The sequence below is a fragment of the Streptomyces sp. NBC_00984 genome (genome assembly GCF_045162475.1).
Lineage (GTDB): Bacteria > Actinomycetota > Actinomycetes > Streptomycetales > Streptomycetaceae > Streptomyces.
This window is the reverse complement of the sequence record NZ_CP108734.1, coordinates 892,755-917,605: the sequence shown is the minus strand read 5'-3', so window position 1 is coordinate 917,605 and position 24,851 is coordinate 892,755. Positions and strand designations below refer to the sequence as shown.

The following is a 24,851-nucleotide window of genomic DNA, read 5'->3' as shown; positions in this document are numbered from 1 at the left end:
GCGGACGACCTGCGCCGGTGCAACGGTCGGCGGCCTGTGTGAAGCACTCGGCCGGACGTGGGGCATCGACGTGCACACGGGGGAGCCGTTCGGTCCGGTGAACCGGATCGTGCCTGCCGCACGCGGTGAGCCCCGCGAGCCCAGCGCCGTTGCCCCAGGTAGACGCACTGTTCCGCGTAGGGGCGTCACCCGTTCCACCGCCGGGCATAGTGTCGCCCGTGGCGTGGAAGCGATCTACGCATGACCGAAAGTGGCAGTCCTTATATCTCGACGGCTCGGATCATCGTGCTGGGGGTACAGCCCGGTGACCCGCCCTTCCGCCTTGTGGAGATCGACGGGGAGATCGTCAGCGCGGCAACATCGATGATGGATGTGCTCGCCGCCGCCTCGGCCGCAGGAATCAGGGTCCATGACCTGGACGATCCCGGCGTGGTGCGGTGGGTGGGCGGCGGCAAGTTCACCTGGAGGCCGCACTGAGAGTTACCGCAGCGATCGTGCGGCACGGCGGCACGCGCAGATGAGGTGCGGGCGGGGCGCCGGGCTGCGCGTGTCAGCCGGTGCGTGCAGGGTGCGGCTGCGCGCCCCGGGTGCCTCGCCCCGGATCACCGGTCAGCCGCGGCACGGCTCCCAGCGGTCCGACCAGGCACCGTCGGGACAGCTGTGGCGCAGGCGTTCCCACCGTTGGCCGTCGGTGCCGGTGCCGGTGCCGGTGATGACGGTGGAGAAGGTGTCGTGGGGGAGCGGTTCCACGGTGACTCCGCTCGTCCCACTCCGCCCGTGGACGGCCACGAGGTCCAGTTGCCGACGGTGTCCTTCCGGCGCGTCCACACTGCCCGATGGGTACCGATCGCGAATTCCCGCCGCGGCAGTGGCTGCGACAACGGCGGCCCTGGTCCTCCGCAGGTTGATGACGGACTCCTTCGGCGATGCGACGACGGCCGACTCGCCGGGGCACGCGAAAACCGACCACGCGAACACACCGACGGGCCCCGAACTCTCCTGCCCCGCGCTGACGTTCCGCGCACGTTTCGCTGACGTTTCGCTGACGTCGTGCGTGCGGCCCCGCCGTGCCGGGGCCGCACCTGCGGCGACGCCTTCCGCGGCCTCAGGCCAACGATGCCGCGCGAGCGGGGTCGATGGCGTGCTGGAGAGGTTGGTCATGTATAAAGCGTCGGAGTTCGTCGAGCACAAGCTCTCCGAGACGATGACGTTCGGCCCCGAGGGCACCGCCGAGGTGGGGTGTCAGGACCACGTTGGGAAGGGTGAAGAGTGGCGAGTCATGGGCGGGAGGCTCCGGGTGCGTGACATCGAGTACAGCGGTGAGGTCGGGTCTGGCGCGCAGGACCGCAGCCGCGGCGGCCTCGTCGACGAGTGCGCCACGCGCGGTGTTGATCAGCGTCGCACCCGGCCCCAGGGAGTTCAGCAGCCGGGCCCCGATCGTGCCGCGGGTCTCGGGCAGGAGGGGGGCGTGGAGACTCACGACATGACTGGTGGCGAACAGCTCCTCGATGCCGACGAGCCGGACGCCCGCCCGCCGGGCGGTGTCCGGGGAGGCGATGGGGTCCGTGGCGAGGATCTCGATGTCGAAGCGGCCCAGGTGGGACGCCACGAGACGGCCGATGTGCCCGAGCCCCAGCAGGCCCACGCGTGACCGGTAGGCGCCGGGCACCTGGGGGTTGTGGGGGAAGCGGCGACTGCTCGCCACCTCTCGGGTGATGCGGTGTACCTGCTTCAGCCCGAGGAGGACCTGGGCGAGAGTGAACTCCGCAACCGGGACGGCATTGGCCGCGGCCGCGGAGGCGATCGGAATGCCGCGCGCCCAGAACGCGGGTGTGGTCAGGTGCCGTACGGAGCCCGCGGCGACGAGGACCGCCCGCAACCGAGGGGCATGCGACAGGAAGGCGGCATCGAGGACGGGCGCGCCCCAGCCCGTGAGCAGGACATCGACCTCTCGCAGCACGTCGGGATCCTCGTCGAGCCGCTGTCGCGTGAGAGGTGGACCCTGCAGGTGCACGAGACCTTCGATTTCGGCTAGGACCTCACGGGGGTAGACGTCCGCCCTGCGTTCTTCCTCCATGACCAACAGGGCTGTCGGTCTGCGGGCCGGCTCGTTCATGGCGTTGCGCTCCTCAGCTCTCCGCTGACAGGCCGTCAGTGAATCGGCCTGTGAACCCTGATCGGGTGCGTGGGGAAATGTCTGACCGGATGTTGAAGATTGGCGTGGCTTGTCCGTTGCCTTGGTCAGTGTGCTTGCATCACGATACATCGGATGATTGAAATGACCTCGGATGAAGCTCAGTCGTCCGATGCTTGCCGTCCTGGCGGCTGTCGCGTTCGGGCGGTATCTATGTGCGGTCGGTCGATCGTTGCCTCAGGCGGCAGAACTGTCAGCCTGTCAGGTGCTTTCGCGAGGTGACCGAACCTCGTGCGGAGGTGTCGGCGAGCAGGGGCCGAGTGCGGGCGAGTCCTGCGAGGCTCTCGTGAGCCATCGCAAGATTTTTGCATTCATCGGACTATTGACCACGGATTCGGACCCCGTTAGCGTCCCAGCAAGCGCTTTCCAGGCTGGCTGTGATGCGGCGAAAACAGGAGTTGTCATGCAGAGATCGCGGTGGATCGGTGCGGGTGTTCTCGCTTCCGCACTGGTCCTCACCAGCTGTACATCAGGGCCTGCGGGAGTGGATGCCAAGCAGAACTCGAAGGCACCGCTCGAACTGTGGATCCGGACCACACCGGGCGGACCGGGAGAGCAGGGAGCGCTCAAGCTCGCTGCCGCCTTCGGGAAGACCACGGGCTTCGAGGTCAAGGTCACGGCGATCTTCGACGACTTCGAGACCAAGCTGCAGCAGCGGGCCGCGCAGAAGAACCTGCCCGACATCGTCATGAACGATGTGACGCAGCTCGGCGCCATGCACAGCCAGGGCCTGCTCCGGGAGATCGACCTGGACAAGATCAAGAACAGCAAGCAGGTCGTCGGCCAGGGGCTGGACTCCGGCAAGAGCGTGGACGGCAAGCAGTTCGGCCTGCCGTACTCGGCGCAGGCGTCCGCGCTGCTCATCCGCAAGGACTGGCGGGAGAAGCTGAAGCTCGAAGTCCCGCAGAGCTGGGACGACTTCGCCGCGATGGCCGCAGCCTTCACCACCAAGGACCCCGACGGCGACGGCAAGAAGAACACGTACGGACTCGCCGCTCCGCTGTCCACCAAGCGCGGATACGCCTCCTGGTACTTCTCCAACTTCCTCTGGGCGGCGGGCGGAGACTTCATCACCGAGGCCGGGGACGGCAAGTACAAGCCCGCGATGACCACGAAGGAATCGGTTCAGGCCGTGCAGTGGTTCCGCGACCTCGGCTGCAAGAACAAGGTCATCCAGCCGGGCGCCGTGACCATGGAAACCCCGCCCACGAACGAGACGTTCGAGGCCGGCCGGACCGGCATGTTCGTCGTCGGCCCGTATCTGCTGCCTCGCTTCGACGAGACCCTCGGCAAGGACAAGTACGAGGTCGTGCCGATGCCCAAGGGGCCGAAGGACGCCACCGTGCTCGCCGAGGGCGGGTCCGTCTACCTGATGGCGGGCTCCGAGAACATGGCCGGCCAGGACGCCTTCGCCGACTTCGCGCTCTCCGCCGAGGGCCAGAAGACCGGGATGGAGGGCGACATCGGCTTCACCGTGCAGCTGCCCGTCAACAAGACGGTGGACATCTCCGAGGTCCGTCCCGACCCCCGCTGGAAGACCTACGCCGAGATCTACCAGAACTCCGGTCGGTACGCGCCGTCCATCCCGAACTGGACCCCGGTGCGGCAGACGACCGCCGATACCGTCAACGCGCTGATGGCCGACTGCGACCTGGACACCGGGACCAAGCTGAAGGAGCTCGACAAGCAGCTCGCCGACATCCTCAAGGAACAGGGAATCGCCGCGTCATGAGTCTTGACCAGGCGGATCCGGCCGCCCTCCCGGCGGCCGGACCCGCCACCCGGAAAACGGGCCGCGCGGCCACCGGCCGCCGCGGGCACGACCGCCGGTCGGGCCGGTGGTGGACGCCGTGGCTGTTCCTGGCACCGGCACTGCTCCTCTTCCTGTACTTCAAGTTCATCCCCATGGTCAGTGCGCTGACCATGTCCTTCCAGGATGTCCAGCCCTACCTCGGCAACAGGTGGGTCGGCACCGAGAACTACGCCACGGTGCTCCAGTCCGCAGGCTTCCGTGAGGCCGCGTGGCACACCGTCGTCCTCGCCGCCGGGCAGACGGCCGGCTCGATGGCCCTCGGCCTCGTTCTCGCGCTGCTGATGGAAGGCCAGGGCCGCCGGCTGGGATTCGTGCGCTCCGCGGTGTTCCTGCCGGTAGTGGTGCCGATCGCGGTCGTCGCCGAACTGTGGCGGATCATGTACCACCCGACCGCGGACGGCATGCTCAACTCCATCCTCGGCCTGGTGGGGTTCGGCCCCTCGGGATTCATCAACGACCCCGATTCGTCGATGGCCTCCATCATGCTCACCGGCATCTGGCGGGGCGCCCCCTACGACATGATGATCTTCCTCGCCGGCCTCACCAGTGTGGACCGCGGTCTCTACGAGGCGGCGAAGGTCGACGGCGCCTCCAGGCTGCAGCGGGTCTGGCACGTGACAGTGCCCGGACTGCGGTCGGTGTTCTCGATCCTGTTCATCCTCGCCGCGATCCGCGGACTGCGCGTGTTCACCGAGGTGTTCCTGCTCACCAACGGTGGGCCCGACGGCTCCACCGAGGTCGTGATGACCCTGATCTACAAGCTCGGGCTGGAGCAGAACAGACTCGGCGTCGGCGCGGCGGGAGCCGTCCTGCTGTTCATCGCGACGCTGATCCTGACAGTCGTCGTCCACCTGCTGCGACGGAGAGAGAGCAAATGAACGCGCCGACCGAGACCGCGCTGGGCCTGACGGAGAGCAGGAGTCCGGGCGGGCGGATCCTGAAGGCCGTCACCTATCTGCTGGTCCTGATCGTCTTCGCCGGGCCCCTGCTGGCCCTGCTGGTCGGCGCCTTCAGCCAGGTCAAGGACCCGACACAGCTGAGCGTCATTCCCTCCGGCGCCACTCTGGACAACTTCAGGATCGCCTTCGACCAGGGCGTGCTCGCGTACTTGCTGAACTCGTTCTTCGTGGTCGGCTTCGGGCTGCTGCTCCAGGTGGCCGTCTCCGTCCTCGCCGGATACGCCCTGGCCAGGAAGGTCTTCCCGGGGATGACGCTGGTGCTCGTCGCCATCCTGGCGACGCTGATGCTGCCCGAGGAGATCCTGGCCCTCCCGCTGTCCGTGATCCTCTCCGACCTGCCGGTCGTCCACTTCAACCTCATCGGCACCCTGGCCGGAATGATCGTCCCGCTGGGCGCCTGGGGATTCTCCATCCTCGTGATGACCGAGTTCATGAAGGACGTGCCCCGGGAACTCGAAGAGGCCGCCCGCATCGACGGCGCCGGTGACCTGCGCATCTTCGCCCAGATCATCCTGCCGATGTGCAAGCCCGCACTCGGGGTCATCGGAGTCTTCGGCTTCACCATGATCTGGGACCAGTACCTGCTGCCCCTCCTGGTCTCCACCGACTCCTCCTCGTACACGCTCCCGCTGGCGCTGCGAACCCTGCGGATCGACCCCGCCGTCACTCCCGGAGTGGTGATGGCCGCCTCCCTGCTGGCCCTGCTCCCCTCCGTGATCGTGTTCCTGTTCTTCCAGCGTTCCTTCGTGCACGGCCTGACCTCCGGTGCCCTGAAGGGCTGACCCGGCAAGCCCGTCCGCACACGAACCCCCGTACGACCAGCCCGCCGACAGCGCCCCGGACACGCCACCGGACGCCGACGACAAGGAACGATGCCCCATGACCCCGAGCGCCGCGACCCCGGCTCCCGCGCCGGCCCCCGACACGACCTGGTTCACCACCGACCGGTTCGGCATGTTCGTCCACTGGGGCCTGTACTCGCTCGCCGCACGGCACGAGTGGGTCAAGAACCGGGAGAAGCTGACCGACGAGCAGTACCAGGTCTACTTCGACCACTTCGACCCCGACCGCTACGACCCGGTCCGGTGGGCCAGGGCGGCCAGGGCGGCAGGCATGCGGTACGTCGTCCTGACCGCCAAGCACCACGACGGCTTCTGCCTGTGGGACAGCGCCCTCACCGAGTACAAGGTCACCAACACCCCGCACGGCCGCGACCTCGTCGGGCCGTTCGTCGAGGCGTGCCGTGCCGAAGGGCTCAAGGTCGGCCTCTACTACTCCCTGATCGACTGGCACCACCCGTCCTTTCCCGTGGACGGCACCCATCCGCAGCGCGACGACGAGGAGTTCAAGGCCGCGGCCGCCGACCGCGACATCCGCGACTACCAGCGCTATCTGCACGGTCAGGTCCGCGAACTGCTGACGTCCTTCGGACGCGTCGACTACCTGTTCTTCGACTTCTCGTACGCGGGCCGCACCTGGTGGGGCGGCAAGGGCCCGGACGACTGGGATTCCCCCAAGCTGCTGGAGATGGTCCGCGAACTCCAGCCGCATGTGCTCGTCAACGACAGGACCGGCCTTCCCGGCGACTTCATCACCCCCGAGCAGTACCAGCCTTCGGGACCCATGACCAAGGACGGCCGGCCCGTGCTGTGGGAGGCGTGCCAGACGCTCAACGGGAGTTGGGGCTACGACCGCGACAACCTGGACCACAAGAGCGCCGACCTGCTGATCCGCATGCTCGTCGACGGGGTGTCCAAGGGCGGCAACCTGCTGCTCAACGTCGGCCCGACCGGCCGCGGCGACCTCGAACCGCGCGCCGTCGCCGTCCTCGGGGAGATCGGCCGGTGGATGGACCTGCACGAGCGCTCGGTCCGCGGCTGCGGCCCGTCCCCGTACACCGCGCCCGCCGAATGCCGGTACACCCAGCGCGGCGACCGGCTCTACGTCCACCTGCTCGCCTGGCCGCTGCGCCATCTGCACCTGCCGGGACTCGCCGGCCGGGTGCGCTACGCCCAGTTGCTGAACGACGCCTCCGAGATCAACCGGGTCCACATCGACCCGGACCGGCCCGCGCAGAACACCGAAATGGGCGGGCAGCCCGCCGGAACGCTCACGCTGGAGATCCCCGTCCAGCGCCCCGACACCCCCGTTCCCGTCATCGAGCTGTACCTGGACACTCCGGCCGGCCCGGCCGCCGGCTGAGACGGTCGCCGGCCCCCCGATCCACCACCACACTCACGGAGGCATCATGCAACGCCGCACGTTCCTCATGGGCACCGCGGCAGGGGCGGCGCTGGCCGTCGCCCCCACCGGCGGTCTCCTGACCGCGAGCGCGACGGCGGCCCCGGCCGCCGTCGGTTCGCTGGACGAGCTCCAGGCCGCGATCGACCGGGCACGACCGGGTGACCGCATCGTCGTGGCCGAGGGCAGGTACACCGTCCCGTCGGACCGGCCCCTCACCATCCGGAACAAGCAGGGCACCGAGCGCGCGCCCATCACCATCGTCGCCCGGTCCCGCGGCGGCGTCGTCCTCGACGGCGAACAGAGCTTCGTCCTCGACGCGTCCAGTCACATCACCGTCAGCGGCTTCTCCTTCCGCCAGAGCAGCACCCTGGACATCCCCCCGAACTGCTCGCACATCAGGCTGACCCGCAACGACTTCCAGCTCGCCGACATCGAGGGCGTGCACTGGGTGATGGTGCGTGCGGACGACAGCAAGGTCGACCACAACCACTTCCACGGCAAGTCCACGCTCGGCATCTACCTCGGAATCGAGGGCGCGGGCACGGAGGAGATGGCGCAGCGCGTCCATGTGTTCAGGAACTACTTCTCCGACCACACCTTCGCCGGGTCCAACGGCGGAGAGCCCATCAGGCTCGGCGTCAGCCCCCGGGCACTGTCCAGCGCCCACGCCGTCGTGGAGTACAACCTGTTCGAGCGCGCCAACGGCGACCCGGAGGCCATCTCCGTCAAGAGCTCGGACAACGTCATCCGGCACAACACCATCCGCGACAGCTTCGGCGGGATCGTCCTGCGGCACGGCAACCGCAACCGGGTGGAGGCCAATCATCTCGTCGCCGGCACGGAAGGCGTGCGGATCTACGGCAACGACCATGTGATCGTCAACAACCACCTCGCCGGTCTGTCCGGGCGGGCCCTGGTGATCGGCAGCGGTTCGGAGCGCGACCATCTGCCCGGCGAGACGCCCGACGAGCGCCGCGGCAACGACGCGCCCGACCGGGTCCTCATCGCGTACAACACCCTTGTGAACAACAAGGGCACACTCTCCGGCGAGAGCCAGCGTCCCCACGAGCCGCGTGATGTGACCGTCGCGGACAACCTCCTCGTCGGGGACTCGGGCGAACTGGTCGCGATGGCGAACACCGTACGGTTCACCTGGTCCGGCAACATCCTGTGGGGCGCCGCCGCCGACGGCAACATCCCGTCCGGTGGCTACACCCGCGTCGACCCGAAGCTGGTGACGGGCCCGGACGGCGTGGCCCGGCTGGCCGCGGACAGCCCGGCGATCGGCGCGGGCACGCTCAGGCGGTCACCGGTCACCCACGACATCGACGGGGACCCGCGCGGCCGGACCCGGGACGTGGGCGCCGACGAGTACGCGAAGCGGGCACCCAGGCACCGGCCACTGACCCCGGCCGACGTCGGCCCCCAGGCCCGCTGAGCACACGCCCGAGAGGGACAGCCGGTCCGGTTCGCCCCCGGCTGTCCCCGCCATCGATCAGCCGGCACGTCCAGCGCGGGGGCTGTACGGACCGGCCCGTCCCCCTTGTCGCCACAGGAGGCATCATGCAACGACGCACGTTCCTCAGGGGCACCGCGGTGGCAGCACTCGCCGCCGTGCCCCTCAGCACCTCGATGTCGGTCGACGCTTCGGCGGCCGACACGCCGGTCAGCACCCTGGCCGCACTCCAGAGCGCGATCAACAGCGCAGCACCCGGCGACCGGATCGTCGTGGCCGACGGCACCTACACCGTCCCGTCGGGCGGCGCGATCAACGTCTCCGGCAAGAACGGCACCAGCGCCGCGCCGATCACCATCGTGTCCACGACCCGCGGCGGCGTGGTGCTCAAGGGCGAGCGCAGCTTCGTCTTCGCCAATTCGAGCAACATCACCGTCAGCGGCTTCGCCTTCCGGCAGAGCACCACGATGGAGATCCCGGTGAACTGCTCGTCGATCCGGCTGACCCGCAACGACTTCCAGCACGCGGACACCGGCGACCCGTACTGGCTCGTCGTGCGGGCGAACGACACGAAGATCGACCGGAACCACTTCCACGACAAGACCACCACCGGCATCTTCCTCGTCGTCGACGGCCCCGGCTCGACCGACATGGCCCAGAACATCCACATCTTCCGGAACTACTTCTCCGACCACACCTTCGCCGGGGACAACGGCGGCGAGTCGATCCGCCTCGGCGTCAGCGGACGGGCACTGTCCGCCGCCCACGCGGTCGTGGAGTACAACCTGTTCGAGCGCGCCAACGGCGACCCCGAGGCCATCTCGGTGAAGTCCTCCGACAACATCATCCGCTACAACACGATCCGCAACAGCCGCGGCGGCATCGTGCTGCGCCACGGCAACCGCTCCAGGGTGGAGGGCAACTACCTGATCGGCGGCAGCGAGGGGGTGCGGCTGTACGGCAACGACCACCTCATCGTCAACAACTACCTCAGCGGACTGTCGAGCCGGGCCCTGGTGGTCGGCAGCGGTACCACCCGCGACCACAACTCGGGCGAGACGCAGGACGAGCGGCGGGGCAACGACGCCTGCGACCGCGCGGTGATCGTCCACAACACCCTGATCGGCAACTCCAGCACGCTCTCGGGCGAGACCCGGACGTATGAGCCCCGGGACGTGGTCATCGCCGACAACCTGCTCGTCGGTGACTCCGGGAGCCTCGTCGCGATGGGGACGACCACCAACTTCACCTGGCAGAGCAACATGGTGTGGGGTGCGGCGTCCAACGGCAATATCCCGTCCGGTGGTTGCACCCGGGCCGACCCGAAGCTGGTGACGGGCCAGGACGGCATCGCCCGGCTGTCGGCGGGAAGCCCGGCGATCGGCGCGGCCACCCTGGGCAGCCCGGCCGTGGCCGACGACATCGACGGCGACTCGCGAGGCAGCACCCGAGACATCGGCGCCGACGAGTACTCGACCGCGCCCGCGCTCCGGCACCCCCTCACGACCGCGGACGTGGGTCCGAACGCATCGTGAGGTGTCACCCGTGATCCGGTCCGCCCGTCACCGCGGGCGGACCGTTTCGGAACGGCCCGTAGAAAGGGCGAGGGAAGAACCGCCGCGAGGCGACCGCAGGGAGGGAACGCCGTGACAGGCAGGGAGAGCCGTGACCGCGAGGAGCAGGGGCGCGGTGCGGCGGACCGCGCCCCGGGCCTCGTGCCGACCGGATCGGACACCACCGTCGCCAGGCCGGGGCTGTGCTCGGTCACCTTCCGGCGGCTGCCCGCCGCCGAGGTCGCACGCCGGGCCGCCGAGGCGGGCCTGGAAGTGGTCGAGTGGGGAGCGGACGTGCATGCGCCTCCGGAGCATCCCGACACCGTCCGCGCGGCCCGCGAGGCCTCCGACAACCACGGGCTCACCTGCTGCTCGTACGGCTCCTACTTCCGCGCCACGCGGGGCGAACCGGCCGAGTTCCCCGAGATCGCTCGCGCCGCGGTGCTCCTGGGGGCGCCTCGGGTGCGGGTCTGGGCGGGCGGAGTCGGATCGCTGACCGCGACACCGCAGGAGCGGAGCGGGACCGCCGCCCGCCTGCGGGAGGCGGCCCGGGTCGCCGCGGACCATGGGCTGGAGCTCGCGCTGGAGTTCCACTCCGGGACCCTCACCGACACCGTCGCCTCGACCGTCCGGCTGTTGGACGAGGTGGGCGCGGACAACCTCCGTACCTACTGGCAGCCGCCGCAGGACGCTCCCGACGAGGAGGCGCTGGCGGGGCTCTCCGAGCTCGTCGAGCGGGTCAGCGCGGTGCATGTCTTCTCGTGGTGGCCGGGCAACCGCCGACTGCGGCTGGCGGACCGTGAGGACCTGTGGACCGGGGTCTTCGAGCTGCTGAACGAACGACGCGTCCCCCTGGAGGCGCTCCTGGAGTTCGTGCCCGGCGACGACCCCGCGGTGCTGGCGCGCGAGGCCGATACGCTGCGGCGCGTCGCGGCTCGACGATGAGCGGCGCCCGACCCACCACTCCGACGTAAGGACGGCAGACATGCACATCGCGGACATGCACATCAAGGAGACGGACACACTCCTGTTCATCGGTGACTCCATCACCGACGCGGGCCGCGACCGTACGGATTCCGCATCGCTCGGCAGCGGATACGTCCGCGAGATCGCACAGACCCTGCACGCCAGAGCGGGCGACGGACCCGGCCCCGCCGTCATCAACAAGGGCCTCAACGGCAACCGTGTGTACGACCTCGAAGCCCGCTGGACCACCGACGTCATCGACCACCGGCCCACCGTGGTCACGGTCAAGATCGGCATCAACGACACCTGGCGACGCTACGACCGCGGACTCCTCAGCCCGGTCGACGAGTTCGAGGCATGCCTCGACCGCCTCCTCGCGGACACCACGCGCCAACTGTCCGCACGACTGGTCGTCATCACCCCGTTCCTGCTCCCGGTCACCCCGGACCAGAAGGAATGGTTCGAGGACCTGACACCCCGTACCGAAGCCGTCCTCCGTGCCGCGCAGGCCAACGGAGCCCAGGTGGTCCGCGCGGACCTTGCCCTGCTCCGTGCCGCGGAGACGAAGGAGGCCGCGGAGCTGGCCCCGGACGGGGTCCACCCGAGTCCCCTCGGCCACAGGATCGTCGCCGATGCCTGGCTCACTGCGGTGGACTCGCGCCTACTCGGGGAGTAGCAGGGGGAGGTCCACCTGAACGTCGATCGATTCTGCGCGTCCGCCGATCTGTGCCGATCCGCTGATACGCAGGGTTCGCGCCGGATCGAGCGTCAGCTCGCCGGTGACGTCGCCGTGCTCGTGGAGGTAGAGGCCGATGTCGCAAAGGCCGGACATGGTGTCGTCGATCTTTACGGTCGCCACGCCACCGGTCCAGGTGGCGGGAACCGCCGTGAGGTAGAGACGCGGCGGATGGATCGCCCAGCCGAACGGGCCCGTGTCTCCCTGCGCGTCAAGGGCCTCGGTGGTTCCCCACACGTCGACCGTCACCAGGCCGTCCGGTGCCGTCCGGACCGACGATTCCGATCGGTCGACGGCGAAGTCCGTGTCGCCCGGTCGAATCTGTCCACGGTGAAGGCCCCAACGGTTGTCGGTCCGAAGCAGTGATCGCCTCCATCGTCGCAGCAGGCCGTGTATCGGTGTGCGAGGTGTGAACCACGGAAATCCGAGGGGGCTGCGATGCTGCGCCGGCCGACTTCCGGGGACGGACGGGACGTACGGGACGTACGGGGCGGACGTACGGCCCGGCCGGGACACGCAGGTGACGGCGTGGTCCACCTGCGGCTGCGCGGATTTGGGCTGAACAGCGGCGCGGTCCCACGTCGCGGCGTGAGGCGGGTCACTTTCCGCCGGAAGCAGGGCATGGTTCTCCGGACCCGGGGCAGGCGGCCAGATCGCCGGGGTGTGACCGGCGCAGGACGCACATCCGGAACCGAAAGGCCAAACACGACGTGTCGGCAGCACAACAGACCATCCACGTGGGCGGGGAGTGGCGTTCGGCCGTCTCCGGCGCCACGCGCGACATCATCGACCCCGTCGACGCCGGCGTCTTCGCCGTTGTGGCGGAGGGCGCCGTCGCCGACACCGATGACGCCGTCGCCGCCGCGCGTGCCGCCTTCGACGACGGTGCCTGGCCGCGCACGCCCGTCGCCGAGCGGGCCGCCCTGCTGCGCCGCGTCGCGGCACTGCTGGAGCGGGACCGGGAGAAGATCGGAGCCCTGGAGAGCCGGGACGCGGGCAAGACCCTCGAAGAGGGGCGTGTCGACGTCGACTGCGTGCGTGACGCCTTCGTCTACTTCGCCGACCTCGTCATGAACGAGAGCGGCGGACGAGTCGTCGACGCCGGGAGCGACGAGATCCACAGCGTCGTCGTCCATGAGCCGGTCGGGGTGTGCGCACTCATCACCCCCTGGAACTACCCGCTGCTCCAGGCCAGTTGGAAGATCGCTCCGGCGCTCGCCGCAGGCAACACCTTCGTGGTCAAGCCCAGCGAGATCACCCCGCTCACCACCGTGGCGCTGATCGGGCTCCTGATGGAGGCCGGACTGCCCCAGGGCGCCGCCAACATCGTCACCGGCGCCGGTGCCACTGTCGGCGCCCGTCTCGCCGAGCACCCGGACGTCGACCTCGTATCGTTCACCGGCGGGCTGGCCAGTGGCACGAAGGTGGCCCGCGCCGCCGCCGACACCGTCAAGAAGGTCGCGCTCGAACTCGGCGGCAAGAACCCCAACGTCGTCTTCGCCGACGCCTGCGCCACCGACGAGGGCTTCGACACCGCCGTCGACCAGGCGCTCAACGCCGCCTTCATCCACAGCGGCCAGGTCTGCTCCGCCGGATCCCGGCTCATCGTCGAGGAGTCGCTGCGCGAGCGCTTCGTCGCCGAACTCGCCCGTCGCGCCGACAGGATCCGCCTCGGCCGCGGCACCGAACCCGGCGTCGAATGCGGGCCGCTCGTCTCCGCGCAACAGCTCGCGAGGACCGAGGACTTCGTCGCATCCGCCATCGAGGAAGGCGCCATGCTCCGGGCCGGCGGCGAACGGCCCGACGGCCCCGGCTACTTCTACCGCCCCACTGTCCTCGACCGGTGCGACCGCCGGATGCGCGTCGTCCGCGAGGAGGTCTTCGGCCCCGTCCTGACCGTCGAGACCTTCCGTACGGAGGACGAGGCCGTCACCCTCGCCAACGACACCGAGTACGGGCTCGCGGGCGCCGTATGGACCGCCGACGCGGGCCGCGCCCGGCGCGTCGCCGGGCGCCTGCGCCACGGCACCGTCTGGATCAACGACTTCCACCCCTACCTCCCGCAGGCCGAATGGGGTGGCTTCGGGAAGTCGGGCATCGGCCGTGAGCTGGGCCCGACCGGCCTCGCCGAGTACCGCGAGGCCAAGCACATCTACCAGAACCTCGCTCCGCGCCCCGTGCGCTGGTTCGCGGGCTGAGGCACAGCGCTGAAGCACGGGCGCGACGCACATGCCACACGTGAGCAAAGCGCACGGGCACTGGACCCAACGGACGCACCACACGTGACGGACGCACCACACGTGACGGACGCAACGTTTGCATCGGACCCGACGGAGCAGAGGGAAACGAGCGCATGACCGACAACCACGTCTACGACTACGTCGTCATCGGCGGCGGCACCGCCGGATCGGTGATCGCCTCCCGGCTCACCGAGCACCCGGACACCACCGTCGCCGTCATCGAGGGCGGCCCCAGCGACGTCGGACGGGACGACGTCCTCACCCTGCGCCGCTGGATGGGTCTCCTCGGCGGTGAACTGGACTACGACTACCCGACGACCGAGCAGCCCCGCGGCAACTCGCACATCCGCCACAGCCGCGCCCGGGTGCTCGGCGGCTGCTCGTCCCACAACACCCTCATCGCCTTCAAGCCCCTGCCGACCGACTGGGACGAGTGGGCCGCCGCGGGCGCCGAGGGCTGGGACGCGGCGTCGATGGACCCGTACTTCGCCAGGCTGCGCAACAACATCGTCCCCGTCGACGAGGCCGACCGGAACGCCATCGCCCGCGACTTCGTCGACGCCGCACGGATCGCGCTGGACGTACCGCGCGTCGAGGGCTTCAACAGGCAGCCGTTCCACGAGGGTGTCGGCTTCTTCGACCTCGCCTACCACCCGGAGAACAACAAGCGCTCCTCGGCCTCCGTGGCGTATCTGCACCCGTTCCTGGACCGGACCAACCTCCATATCGCCCTGGAGACCTGGGCGTTCGGGCTGGAGCTCGACGGCACCCGGGCCGCCGGTGTGCACGTGCGCACCAAGGACGGCGAGGAGCACGTCGTACGGGCCCGGCGCGAGGTGCTCGTGTGCGCGGGCGCCGTGGACACCCCCCGGCTGCTGCTGCACTCCGGCATCGGACCCCGCGCCGACCTGGAGAAGCTCGGCATCCCCGTCGTGCACGACCTGCCGGGCGTCGGGGAGAACCTCCTCGACCACCCCGAGTCGGTCATCGTCTGGGAGACCGACGGGCCGATACCGGAGAATTCCGCGATGGACAGCGACGCGGGCCTCTTCGTACGCCGGGACCCGGACGCCGACGGGCCGGACCTGATGTTCCACTTCTACCAGATCCCGTTCACCGACAACCCCGAACGGCTGGGCTATCAGCGGCCCCCGCACGGCGTGTCGATGACCCCCAACATCCCCAAGCCACGCAGCCGCGGCCGGCTGTACCTGACCAGCGCCGACCCCGAGGTCAAGCCCGCCCTCGACTTCCGGTACTTCACCGACGAGGAGGACTACGACGGCCGCACCCTCGTCGACGGCATCCGCATCGCACGCCGCATCGCGGAGCAGGAACCGCTCGCCGGCTGGCTCAAGCGCGAGGTCTGCCCGGGGCCCGAGGTCACCTCCGACGAGGAGCTCGGCGAGTACGCGCGCAAGGTCGCGCACACCGTCTACCACCCGGCGGGGACCTGTCGGATGGGTGGAGCGGGCGACGAACTCGCCGTCGTGACACCCGATCTGAGGATCCGTGGCCTGGACGGCATCCGGATCGCCGACGCGTCCGTCTTCCCGACCATGACGACCGTCAACCCGATGATCGGCGTGCTGATGGTCGGGGAGAAATGCGCGGACCTTCTGGGAGGCAATGCCTGATGAACACCGAGCCGCCTGTCTTTTCCGTACGTGAACTGTGGAAGGTCTTCGGCCCGAAGGCCGACCGGGTGCCGGCGGATCCGGATCTCGCCGCACTCGGCCCCGCCGAACTGCGTGCACACACCGGCTGCACCGCCGCCGTGCGCGACGTGTCCTTCGACGTCCGCAAGGGCGAGGTCTTCGTCGTCATGGGCCTGTCCGGCTCCGGCAAGTCGACGCTCGTGCGCTGCCTGACCCGGCTGATCGAGCCCACGTCCGGCTCGATCGCCATCGACGGCGAGGACGTGCTGTCGATGGACGCGTCACGCCTGCGCGAGCTGCGCCGCCACCGCGCCGCCATGGTCTTCCAGCATTTCGGGCTGCTGCCGCACCGGTCGGTGCTGGACAACGTCGCGTACGGGCTGGAGATCCAGGGGGTCCCGCGCGCCGAACGGCGGCAGCGGGCGGCGGAGTTCGTCACCAAGGTCGGCCTCGAAGGCATGGAACACCGCCGCCCCGCTCAGCTCTCCGGCGGCCAGCAACAGCGGGTGGGGCTGGCCCGCGCACTGGCCGTGGACCCCGAAGTACTGCTGTTCGACGAGCCGTTCAGCGCACTGGACCCGCTGATCAGGCGCGACATGCAGGAGGAGGTGGTACGGCTGCACGGCGAGGAGGGCCGCACGATGGTCTTCATCACGCACGACCTCGGCGAGGCGCTGAAGCTCGGCGACCGGATCGCGCTGATGCGGGACGGCCGGATCGTGCAGCTCGGCACCCCCGAGGAGATCGTGGGCACCCCCGCGGACGACTACGTACGCGACTTCGTCCGCGACGTGCCGCGTGAACAGGTCATGACGGTGCGCTCGGCGATGCGGCCGGCCGGAGCCGTCGAGACGGACAACGGCCCGGCGCTGGCCCCCGACGCGACGGTCCACGAAGCCATCGAGGCGGTCGTCCGCAGCGGCCGGACCGCCCGCGTCGTCGAGAACGGCCGCTGCGTGGGCGTGGTCGGCCATGCGGACCTGCTCGGTGTGGTGGCGGGGCTCGCCCCGCAGAAGGAGGCGGCCTGATGCCCGCGCACACCACCTGGGGACCGTCGGGCCCGCATGTGCCCGTGCCCGCCCGCGCCGCGGACACGCCGGGGAGGCGGACAGGATGAGCACCACCGTCACCACTGCCGCCGGGACGGGCGCGCCCCCGGCGCGCGTGCCGCTGAGCGACGCCCTCGCCCGGCACCGCACCGCGATCATCGGGGGCGTCGCCCTCGTCGCACTCCTCCTCGGCGCCGTACTTCTGGGCGGCGGCAGCTGGCCCGCGCGGTTCGCCGTCGACCTGTCCGGACCGCTCGGCGACGCCAGTGACTGGATCATCGACAACCGGGACAGCCACCCGCTCTTCCTGTACTTCTTCGGCCACATCAGCAACGCCGTCGTACTGTCCGTACGCGCCGTCTACCTCGTGCTCCTCGCCGCCGGCTGGGCCGGGGTCACGGCCGCCGCAGGCCTCGTCGCCTGGCGCCTCGCGGGCATCCGCCCGGCGCTCACCGCCGTCGCAGCGTTCGCCGTGTGCGGGCTGCTCGGCATGTGGGTGCCCACCATGCAGACCCTCGCGCTGATGGTGGTCGCCGTCGCCGCGTCCGTTCTGCTCGGTGCGCTGCTCGGGCTCGCCGCCGGGCTGTCCGACCGCGTGCACCGGGCACTGCGCCCGGTGCTCGACACCATGCAGGTGCTGCCCGCGTTCGCGTATCTGCTCCCGGTCGTGCTGGTCTTCGGGATCGGCGTACCGGCCGCGGTCCTCGCCACCGTCGTCTACGCGGCCCCGCCCATGGCCCGGTTGACCGCGCTCGGTCTGCGCGGCGCGGACGCCGGGGTGCTGGAGGCCGCGGCCTCGCTCGGCGCGACCGGCCGGCAGCGGCTGCTGACCGCCCGGCTCCCGCTGGCCCGCAAGGAACTGCTGCTCGGGGTCAACCAATCGATCATGATGGCGCTCTCGATGGCCGTGATCGCGTCCGTGATCGGCGCGGGCGGTCTCGGCGACCGCGTGTACCAGGCCCTCGCCTCGGTCGATGTCGGCGCGGCGCTCGCCGCCGGTGTGCCGGTCGTCCTGCTCGCCGTCGTCCTCGACCGTGTCACCGCTGCCGCGGGCGAGCGGATCGGCGCCGTGCACGTCCGGGGGAGCGGCCTCGGCTGGGCGGTCGCCGCGGTCGGTACGGTCGCCGTCGCGCTCGCCGGCCGCTACGCCGGCCGGCTGTCGTGGCCCGATGCGTGGATCATGGACATCGCGGGCTCCGTCAACCGTGCCGTCGACTGGATGACCGCGCATCTGTACTCCGGGGTTCCCGTCATCGGCGGCACCGCCGACTGGGCGGCCCGCTTCACCACCTGGGTCCTCGACCCGGTGCGCGACGGTCTTCAGTGGCTGCCCTGGTGGGCCGCACTGCTCCTGGTGGGGGTCCTCGCCCAGCTCATCGGCACCTGGCGCACCGCGCTGACCGCCGTGCTCGCGATGTCCGCGATCGGGGTGCTCGGGGTGTGGGACCCGGCGCTGGACACCCTCTCGCAGGTGCTGGCCGCGGTCGCCGTCACCCTCGTCGCCGGTGTCGCCACCGGCGTCGCCGCGGCCCGCAGCCCCCGCCTGGAGCGGCTGCTGCGGCCCGTGCTCGATGTCTTCCAGACCATGCCGCAGTTCGTGTACCTGATCCCGGTGGTCGCGCTGTTCGGCGTCGGCCGGGCACCCGCCACCGTCGCGGCCGTGGTGTACGCGCTGCCCGCCGTCGTCCGCATCACCACCCAGGGCATGCGCGCCGTGGACCCGGTCGCGATGGAGTCGTCCCGCTCGCTCGGCGCGACGGGCTGGCAGCAACTGATCCAGGTCCAACTGCCCCTCGCCCGGCCGGCGTTGCTGCTGGCCGTCAATCAGGGTGTGGTCCTCGTCCTCGCCGTCGTCATCATCGGCGGCCTGGTCGGCGGCGGTGCGCTCGGCTACCTCGTGGTGTTCGGGCTGGCCCAGGGCGACCTGGCGACCGGGCTGGTCGCGGGCGCGGCCATCGTATGCCTCGGACTGATGCTGGACCGGGTCACACAGCCGGCCGGGAAGGAGCCCCGGGATGCGTAGGCGCACCGTCGCCGCTGCCGCCGCTGCCGCCGCGGCATTCGGGCTGCCGGCCCTGACGGGCTGCGGCGCGGCGGACATGACCAAGCAGGCGTCCCCGTACGCCGACGCGCACGGCGCCAGGACGGTGACACTGTCGGTCCAGTCGTGGGTGGGTGCGCAGGCCAACGCCGCCGTCGCCCAGTACCTGCTCGAACACGAGCTGGGATACCGCGTCGACACCGTCCAGATCGACGAGGTCCCCGCCTGGGACGCCCTCAGCCAGGGCCGTGTCGACGCGATCCTGGAGGACTGGGGCCACCCGGAGCAGGAGGAGCGCTACGTCGCGGACAAGAAGACGATCGCGCCGGGCGGGGAGCTCGGCGTGACCGGCCACATCGGCTGGTTCGTGCCGAAGTACCTCGCCGACGCGAACCCGGACGTGACGGACTGGAAGAACCTGAACAAGTACGCCGGCCGGCTCCGCACGGCGGAGAGCGGCGGCAAGGGGCAGCTCCTGGACGGCTCGCCGTCGTACGTCACCAACGACAGGGCGCTGGTGAAGAATCTGGACCTGGACTACCAGGTGGTCTTCTCCGGCTCCGAGGCGGCGCAGATCACGCAGATCAAGCAGTTCGCCAAGGAGAAGAAGCCGTTCCTGACCTACTGGTACAAGCCGCAGTGGCTGTTCGAGCAGGTCCCGATGACGGAGGTGAAGCTGCCCGCGTACAAGGAGGGCTGCGACGCCGACCCGAAGAAGGTGGCGTGCGCGTATCCGCACACCCCGCTGCGGAAGTTCCTCAACGCCCGGTTCGCCGACGGGGGCGGCAGCGCCGCCGCGTTCCTGAAGAAGTTCCACTGGACGACACGGGCACAGAACGAGGTGGCGCTGATGATCGCGGACCAGAAGCTGTCGCCCGAGGAGGCGGCGGAACGGTGGGTGCGGAAGAACGAGTCCACATGGCGGGCGTGGCTGCCGAAGTGAGCTTCGGGCTCGGCCCGTTGTTCCGACGGGTGCCCCTGGCGGATGCCGCACCGGACATCGGTGCGGCATCCGCCCCGCGGCGGGGCAGGGCCTGGTCCGCGTCAGGACCCGGAGTGTGTCAGGACTTGGTGTGCAGCGGGACCGTCAGCTGCTTGAGCCAGGTGCCCGTGGTGAAGTCGCGGGCCTTGATGACGACGGAGTGGGGACCGACCTCGACCTGGAGCCCCTGGTTGAAGGCACCGCCGAGGGAGACCTCGCCGCCCTTGCCGTCGTCCATCCAGCCCACCTGGACGGCCGAGGTGTTCACGACGGTGAACCCTTCGAGGTTGCCGGTGCCGGGGACCACGCGGCGCACCACCCAGTCGGACAGATTGAGGTCCCAGTGCGTGTGCCCGGAGAAGAGGAACACGTCCTTGTGGCGGCCCAGGATCGACAGGAGCCGGTCGGGCTGGAGGTAGTCGTTGAGGTAGAGCTTGTTGTGCGTGCCCGACACCGTGTTGGGCAGCGGGTGGTGGGTCAGCACCATGACGGGCCGACGGCGGCGCGCCCAGTACGCGAGGCGGTCCTCCAGCCAGGCGAACTGCTCGTCGCTGATCCATACCTCGTCCCACAGCTTCGCGTCGTGGTAGTGGGAGTAGCGCTCGGTGCCCAGGCTGAGCACGGGAACGCCGCCGAACGAGGTCTCCGAGTAGACCTTGTTGCGTTCCGCGAAGTTGTAGAAGCTGCGGAAGAGGGAGTCCTCGGTGGTGCCGTTGGGCCAGGTGTCCTGGGCGAGGGTGTTCGGGTCGCTGTACTTCGGCACGTAGAACTCGTGGTTGCCGATGGCCCACGCGACGTTCTTGGGGTGCGGGTGCCGAGCGAGGGTCTGGCGGACCGCCGCGTACTCGAAGTCGTAGCCGCGCGGCGTGATGTCGCCGGCTATGCCGAGGCCGGCACTACCGGGGTTGATGCGGTGCAGATCGTCGAGGGCCTTGCCGAAGTCGGCGAGGTCGCCCTGGATGTCACTGATGATGTTGAACCGAACCGTCCGGCCCTTGTCGGGCCGGTGCGGAGCGGCCTCGGCCGCCGGCGCAGCCAGTCCCGCGCCGGCGGCGAGCGCACCGCCCACCAGCGACGCGCTGCCTGTGGTGGCCATGAACGATCTGCGATCCATCGGTACTTCCTTCGTCTGTGCACCCCGTGCGTATGGGACGCGGGCAGTGTCTCCGCTCAGGATGGCCCGTCGGGGTACCGCAGATGACCATGGCTTGAAATGTGTGGTCCAGCGGTGGCGTGTTTCTGACGGATGTCGCTCAACGACCCTCGGCGTCGGCCGGGTTCTTCGCCCGGCTGCGGATCGGCCGGGGGCGGCGCCGCAGACGATCCGAGTCCGGCCGGGGTGTCGACGCGGCGGGCAACCCACGGATCGCGGGCACCACGCCGACGTCGACACCCCGGCCTGCTCCGGACCGTTCCGGTCACCACCGCACGGTGAGGCCGTGTGTCCGGGTGACGGGGTCCGGCGGAGTCACTGCGTGCGGTAGGCGTCGACGATGGTCTGGGTGAGGGTGTGCCCGTCGGTGTCGGTCAGCTCCGCGCGCAAGGAGACGCCGGTGCCCGCGCCCGGGTTGTGGATCGTGACGGCGCCGCGCTCGACCGGCAGGCGGGTCCACGAGGCGCCGCCGTCCTCGGAGACGGACACGGCCAGCGAGCGGAGTTCTCCGTTCGCGGCGGCACCCTGCACCGTGACGGGGACACGGAGTGCGGCGTCCGCCGCGGCGGTGCCGGTGGGGCTGAGCGAGGGGGAGAACCGCACGGCGCTCACCGGTACCGGGGCCGGACCGGTGGTCGTGCCCGAGGCGAAGGTCCACGACGCGGTCACGCGGGTGGCGGCGCCGGGCGCGCCGGTGCGCTTCACCGTGCTGGTGATCCGGTACGTCGCGCGCCCCGGCGGCACCGTGAATTCGGCCCGGCCGGGGGCGCCGGACTGCGTCCCGACGAGCACGCCGTCGCGGTGCAGTGTGGTCGAGGCCGAGGCGTACGACGGCGACGAAGGCACGTGGCCACCGCCGTCGGTGAGCAGCGGGACGTCGACGGTGATCCGGTCGCCGTCGCGCACGACGCCGGGGCGGCCGGAGAGGCCGGGGCCGAAGACGGCGTTGTCGAAGACATGGGTGGTCGTGCTTCCGGCGCGCACGGCGACACCCTCGGCGGAGTAGCGGTTCGCCGCCCCGCCGGGCGCACGGGGAGCCGTGTAGGTGATGTCCCAGTTGCCGCGTTCCGGAGTCACGAGGTAGGTGGCGGTGCCGGGAGTCGGCAGGGCCTGGGAGACCCCGATGGTCAGGCCGGCACTCGGTTGCAGATCGACGGACCCGGTACCCGCGGTGCCCGGCAGCGCGGCGCCACGGACCTTCACGGTGGCCAGGTCCTTGGCGGCGGGGTGCCGGGTGAGCCCGGTCAGGGCGCGGGTGCCGGTGAAGACGTAACCGAGTGCGTAGTCGACGCTCTTGGTGGTCCAGTACGCGTCGAACCACTGCTTCACCGATCCGGCCTCGGCGTCGGGGCCCAGGTGCGCGACGCGCAGATTCGCCGTGGAGGAGATCAGGTTGACGAGCCGTTCGGCGCCCTGGTGCCCGACCTCGACGACCATCGCGCTGTGCAGGAAGCCCGCCGAGCGGTCGGGCGGCCGTACGTCGACGGGCGCCGTGGTCCGCGCGTCGACGGTCACGGTGGTGTCGCGGTCCAGGTCGAGGCGCGGCTGGACGATCCAGTCCGTACCGTCCGCGCCGTCACCGGAGGTCAGGGAACTGTCCAGCAGATAACGGCCCTTGGGCAGCCGCACAGTGGTCGTGCCGGAGGCGTCGTGCGGCTGGACGACCTCGTCGGCACCCGGACCGGAAATTCCGGTGACGGTCGTCTCGTACGACCCCGTCGGGCGGCCGGTGCGGTCGAGGTGCTTGATCGTGAGGGCGTACGTCTGCGGCTCGGCGGCGAAGGCCGTGGTGTCCAGGGCGGGCGTCGCGGTGCCGACCACGGCCACGGCGAGAGCCATGGTCCGCAGGACGCTCCGGCGGGGCAGGGAAGAATTGGTCATGACCTGCACTGCGTCGCCAGGTGCCGGAGTTCCCGTGAGCCGCGTCACATCGGCTGCGGGGTCACGGCCCCGGGCGGCGCATGTGGTGCACGTCACGGGAACCGGCGCAACGGACGTGGCAGAGCAGAGTGTGGAATCACTCATGAGGAATCGCTTCCGCCGCGGGGACCGCAGCGCCCTGGGAGAGCTGTACGACGAGCACTCCCAGGTGCTGTACCGCTACGCCCTTCGCGTGACCGGCGACTGGGCGGAGGCCGAGGACGTCGTCTCGGCGACCTTCCTGGAGGCGTGGCGCAGCCGGGAGAAGCTGCGCCCCGAAGGGGACAGCCTGCGCCCGTGGCTGCTGGGCATCGCCACCAACATCATGCGCCGCAACGCACGCGCCCGCCGGCACCGTGACATCGCGCTCGCCCGCGTCCCGGAACGTGGCTCCGTCCCGGACTTCGTCGACGACCTGGTCGCACACCTCGCGGATGCCGAGCAACTGCGCGCGGCGCACACCGCGCTCGCCCGACTGCGGCGCCGCGACCGGGAGGTCTTCACCCTCGTGGTGTGGGAAGGCCTGGACTACGCGGCGGCGGCCGAGGCACTCGGCGTACCGGTCGGCACCGTCCGCTCACGCCTCTCCCGCGCCCGTACCCGACTGCGCGAGCTCGCCGACGCCGAGGCCCGCGCCGCACGCGCGCGGTCCGGGCGGTCCGGGCGGTCCGGAGCCGGCCGGCCGGCCGCGGCGGAGGGCTGCGAACCCTCTGCCACCCCCGACAAGCCCGTACCGGGTCGCATCCCCGCGGTCCGCTCGTCCAGCCAGGAGAACCACGGATGAACACCACCCCGCCGCACCCCACGGACCACTCGGCCGAGGAGAACGAACGCCTCGGCCTCACCGGTCTGCTGCCCCCGCCACCGGTTCCCGGCCTGACGCCCGACCGTGAACTCCTGCTGAAGCAGGCAATGTTGGCCGAGGCCGCCCCCGTCGAACCGGCCGGCAGGCTCACCACCCGGGCCACGCGCCCGCGCCGGCATCTGGTCCGGTTCGCGGCGCCGGCCGTAGCCTGCGCACTGGCCGTCGGCGGCGTCGTGGTGATGAACCTCGCGGACGCGCCGGGGCCCGTCCCCACCGAGGTCGCGGGCGGCGGGGCCACCGGCGCTCCCGAGGCGACACGGCTCCTCGACCGCATCGCACTCGCCGCCGCCGGAGAGCAGCAGCCGACGGTCCGCGCCGACCAGTTCGTGTACATCGAGAGCAAGGTCGCCTACGCCGCGCAGAGCGCCGGGGGAGGCCCCGTGACGATGCCTCCCGTGCACACGCGGCAGGTGTGGCTGTCCGCCGACGGCAGTCGCCCCGGCCTGCTGCGCGAGGCGGGCGAGCCCGCCACCCGGCTCGGCACCGACGGGCCCGTCGACACCCTCGACGGACCGGGGGCGACGCCCCGTCCGAGCACCCTGCACGCGTCGGGCCCGTCGGTCGGCAACCCCACCCACGCCTACGTCGCATCGCTGCCCACCGACCCCGACGCCCTGCTGAAGCTGATCCGGGACGAGAGCCGGGGACAGGGCCAGGACCCGGACCAGCGCGCTTTCACCGCGATCGGTGACCTGCTGGCCGAGACATGGGCACCACCGCGGGTCGGCGCCGCGCTCTACCGGGCCGCCGCGAAGATCCCCGGGGTCACGGTGATTCACGCGGCCCACGACGGCACGGGACGCGAGGGTGTTGCCGTCGCCCGCACGGCACACGGAGAGCAGACTCAGTGGGTCTTCGACCGGACCACGTACGCGTTCCTCGGGGAACGCACGGTCCTCACCGAAGCCGGCGACGCAGGCCCGGCGGGAACCGTCGTCGGCACCTCCGCGGTCCTCACCAAGGCCGCCGTCGACCGTGCCGGTGAGACTCCCTGAGGGCTGTCCCGTATCCCTGACGCCGCA

21 protein-coding genes are annotated in these 24,851 nt (G+C 70.5%); 16 read left to right on the top strand and 5 right to left on the bottom strand.

The window, feature by feature from the left end; translation table 11 throughout:
- Positions 1-240 precede the first annotated feature (240 nt).
- Positions 241-477: a hypothetical protein gene (locus OG520_RS03865; protein WP_406012177.1), complete on the top strand. Its 237-nt coding sequence runs from the start codon at positions 241-243 to the stop codon at positions 475-477.
- Between the two features lie 132 nt (positions 478-609).
- Here the strand turns inward: OG520_RS03865 and OG520_RS03860 are convergent, their stop codons facing one another.
- Both OG520_RS03860 and OG520_RS03855 read right to left on the bottom strand, forming a co-directional pair.
- The gene (locus OG520_RS03860) at positions 610-750 is read right to left on the bottom strand and encodes a hypothetical protein (RefSeq protein WP_406012176.1); all 141 of its coding nucleotides are present in this window, start codon (positions 748-750) and stop codon (positions 610-612) included.
- 355 nt (positions 751-1,105) lie between these two features.
- A complete protein-coding gene (locus OG520_RS03855; protein ID WP_406012175.1) occupies positions 1,106-2,116 on the bottom strand; it encodes a hydroxyacid dehydrogenase in 1,011 nt (336 codons plus the stop codon).
- A gap of 481 nt (positions 2,117-2,597) precedes the next feature.
- Between OG520_RS03855 and OG520_RS03850 the strand changes: the two genes are divergently transcribed.
- The 8 genes from OG520_RS03850 to OG520_RS03815 all read left to right on the top strand — a co-directional run bounded on the left by OG520_RS03850 (position 2,598) and on the right by OG520_RS03815 (position 11,861).
- Complete coding sequence (locus tag OG520_RS03850) at positions 2,598-3,926, top strand: extracellular solute-binding protein (protein ID WP_406012174.1); 1,329 nt, start codon at positions 2,598-2,600, stop codon at positions 3,924-3,926.
- Complete coding sequence (locus OG520_RS03845) at positions 3,923-4,885, top strand: carbohydrate ABC transporter permease (protein WP_399329906.1); 963 nt, start codon at positions 3,923-3,925, stop codon at positions 4,883-4,885. The genes OG520_RS03850 and OG520_RS03845 overlap by 4 nt, the downstream gene beginning before the upstream one ends.
- The gene (locus OG520_RS03840) at positions 4,882-5,748 is read left to right on the top strand and encodes a carbohydrate ABC transporter permease (RefSeq protein WP_399329907.1); all 867 of its coding nucleotides are present in this window, start codon (positions 4,882-4,884) and stop codon (positions 5,746-5,748) included. Before OG520_RS03845 ends, OG520_RS03840 begins: the two co-directional genes overlap by 4 nt.
- Positions 5,749-5,845: 97 nt before the next feature.
- Positions 5,846-7,168, top strand: coding sequence for an alpha-L-fucosidase (locus OG520_RS03835; protein ID WP_399329908.1), 1,323 nt, complete (start codon positions 5,846-5,848; stop codon positions 7,166-7,168).
- Between the two features lie 46 nt (positions 7,169-7,214).
- Positions 7,215-8,648 (top strand): polysaccharide lyase 6 family protein, encoded by a 1,434-nt coding sequence (locus OG520_RS03830; protein WP_406012173.1) that lies wholly within the window; start codon positions 7,215-7,217, stop codon positions 8,646-8,648.
- A gap of 125 nt (positions 8,649-8,773) precedes the next feature.
- Positions 8,774-10,201 (top strand): chondroitinase-B domain-containing protein, encoded by a 1,428-nt coding sequence (locus OG520_RS03825; RefSeq protein WP_399329910.1) that lies wholly within the window; start codon positions 8,774-8,776, stop codon positions 10,199-10,201.
- A 111-nt stretch (positions 10,202-10,312) separates the two neighbouring features.
- The gene (locus OG520_RS03820) at positions 10,313-11,164 is read left to right on the top strand and encodes a sugar phosphate isomerase/epimerase family protein (RefSeq protein WP_399329911.1); all 852 of its coding nucleotides are present in this window, start codon (positions 10,313-10,315) and stop codon (positions 11,162-11,164) included.
- Positions 11,165-11,204: 40 nt separating this feature from the next.
- The gene (locus OG520_RS03815; protein ID WP_406012172.1) at positions 11,205-11,861 is read left to right on the top strand and encodes an SGNH/GDSL hydrolase family protein; all 657 of its coding nucleotides are present in this window, start codon (positions 11,205-11,207) and stop codon (positions 11,859-11,861) included.
- On the opposite strand, the gene OG520_RS03810 is transcribed toward OG520_RS03815, so the two are convergent.
- Positions 11,847-12,170 carry a hypothetical protein gene (locus OG520_RS03810; protein ID WP_406012171.1) on the bottom strand — a complete coding sequence of 108 codons (324 nt, stop codon included), beginning with the start codon at positions 12,168-12,170 and terminating at the stop codon, positions 11,847-11,849. The genes OG520_RS03815 and OG520_RS03810 overlap by 15 nt on opposite strands.
- Before the next feature lie 461 nt (positions 12,171-12,631).
- Between OG520_RS03810 and OG520_RS03805 the strand changes: the two genes are divergently transcribed.
- The 5 genes from OG520_RS03805 to OG520_RS03785 all read left to right on the top strand — a co-directional run bounded on the left by OG520_RS03805 (position 12,632) and on the right by OG520_RS03785 (position 19,852).
- Positions 12,632-14,119 (top strand): aldehyde dehydrogenase family protein, encoded by a 1,488-nt coding sequence (locus OG520_RS03805; protein WP_399329914.1) that lies wholly within the window; start codon positions 12,632-12,634, stop codon positions 14,117-14,119.
- Positions 14,120-14,274: 155 nt separating this feature from the next.
- The gene (locus OG520_RS03800; protein ID WP_406012170.1) at positions 14,275-15,798 is read left to right on the top strand and encodes a GMC family oxidoreductase; all 1,524 of its coding nucleotides are present in this window, start codon (positions 14,275-14,277) and stop codon (positions 15,796-15,798) included.
- Entirely contained in the window at positions 15,798-16,847 is a 1,050-nt protein-coding gene (locus OG520_RS03795) for a glycine betaine/L-proline ABC transporter ATP-binding protein (protein ID WP_406012169.1), read from the top strand. The genes OG520_RS03800 and OG520_RS03795 overlap by 1 nt, the downstream gene beginning before the upstream one ends.
- An 85-nt stretch (positions 16,848-16,932) precedes the next feature.
- The gene (locus tag OG520_RS03790; protein ID WP_406012168.1) at positions 16,933-18,891 is read left to right on the top strand and encodes an ABC transporter permease; all 1,959 of its coding nucleotides are present in this window, start codon (positions 16,933-16,935) and stop codon (positions 18,889-18,891) included.
- Positions 18,884-19,852 (top strand): ABC transporter substrate-binding protein, encoded by a 969-nt coding sequence (locus OG520_RS03785; protein WP_406012167.1) that lies wholly within the window; start codon positions 18,884-18,886, stop codon positions 19,850-19,852. Before OG520_RS03790 ends, OG520_RS03785 begins: the two co-directional genes overlap by 8 nt.
- A 118-nt stretch (positions 19,853-19,970) precedes the next feature.
- Here OG520_RS03785 and OG520_RS03780 read toward each other — a convergent pair whose 3' ends face one another.
- Both OG520_RS03780 and OG520_RS03775 read right to left on the bottom strand, forming a co-directional pair.
- Entirely contained in the window at positions 19,971-21,005 is a 1,035-nt protein-coding gene (locus OG520_RS03780) for a metallophosphoesterase family protein (protein WP_399329919.1), read from the bottom strand.
- Positions 21,006-21,359: 354 nt separating this feature from the next.
- Positions 21,360-22,925: a serine protease gene (locus tag OG520_RS03775; protein ID WP_406012166.1), complete on the bottom strand. Its 1,566-nt coding sequence runs from the start codon at positions 22,923-22,925 to the stop codon at positions 21,360-21,362.
- A 142-nt stretch (positions 22,926-23,067) separates the two neighbouring features.
- Here OG520_RS03775 and OG520_RS03770 point away from each other — a divergent pair, with 142 nt between their 5' ends.
- Together OG520_RS03770 and OG520_RS03765 are read left to right on the top strand one after the other, a co-directional pair.
- The gene (locus tag OG520_RS03770) at positions 23,068-23,748 is read left to right on the top strand and encodes an RNA polymerase sigma factor (RefSeq protein WP_406012165.1); all 681 of its coding nucleotides are present in this window, start codon (positions 23,068-23,070) and stop codon (positions 23,746-23,748) included.
- On the top strand, positions 23,745-24,824 hold the full coding sequence (locus OG520_RS03765; RefSeq protein WP_406012164.1) for a CU044_5270 family protein: 1,080 nt from the start codon (positions 23,745-23,747) through the stop codon (positions 24,822-24,824). The genes OG520_RS03770 and OG520_RS03765 overlap by 4 nt, the downstream gene beginning before the upstream one ends.
- Positions 24,825-24,851 lie beyond the last annotated feature (27 nt).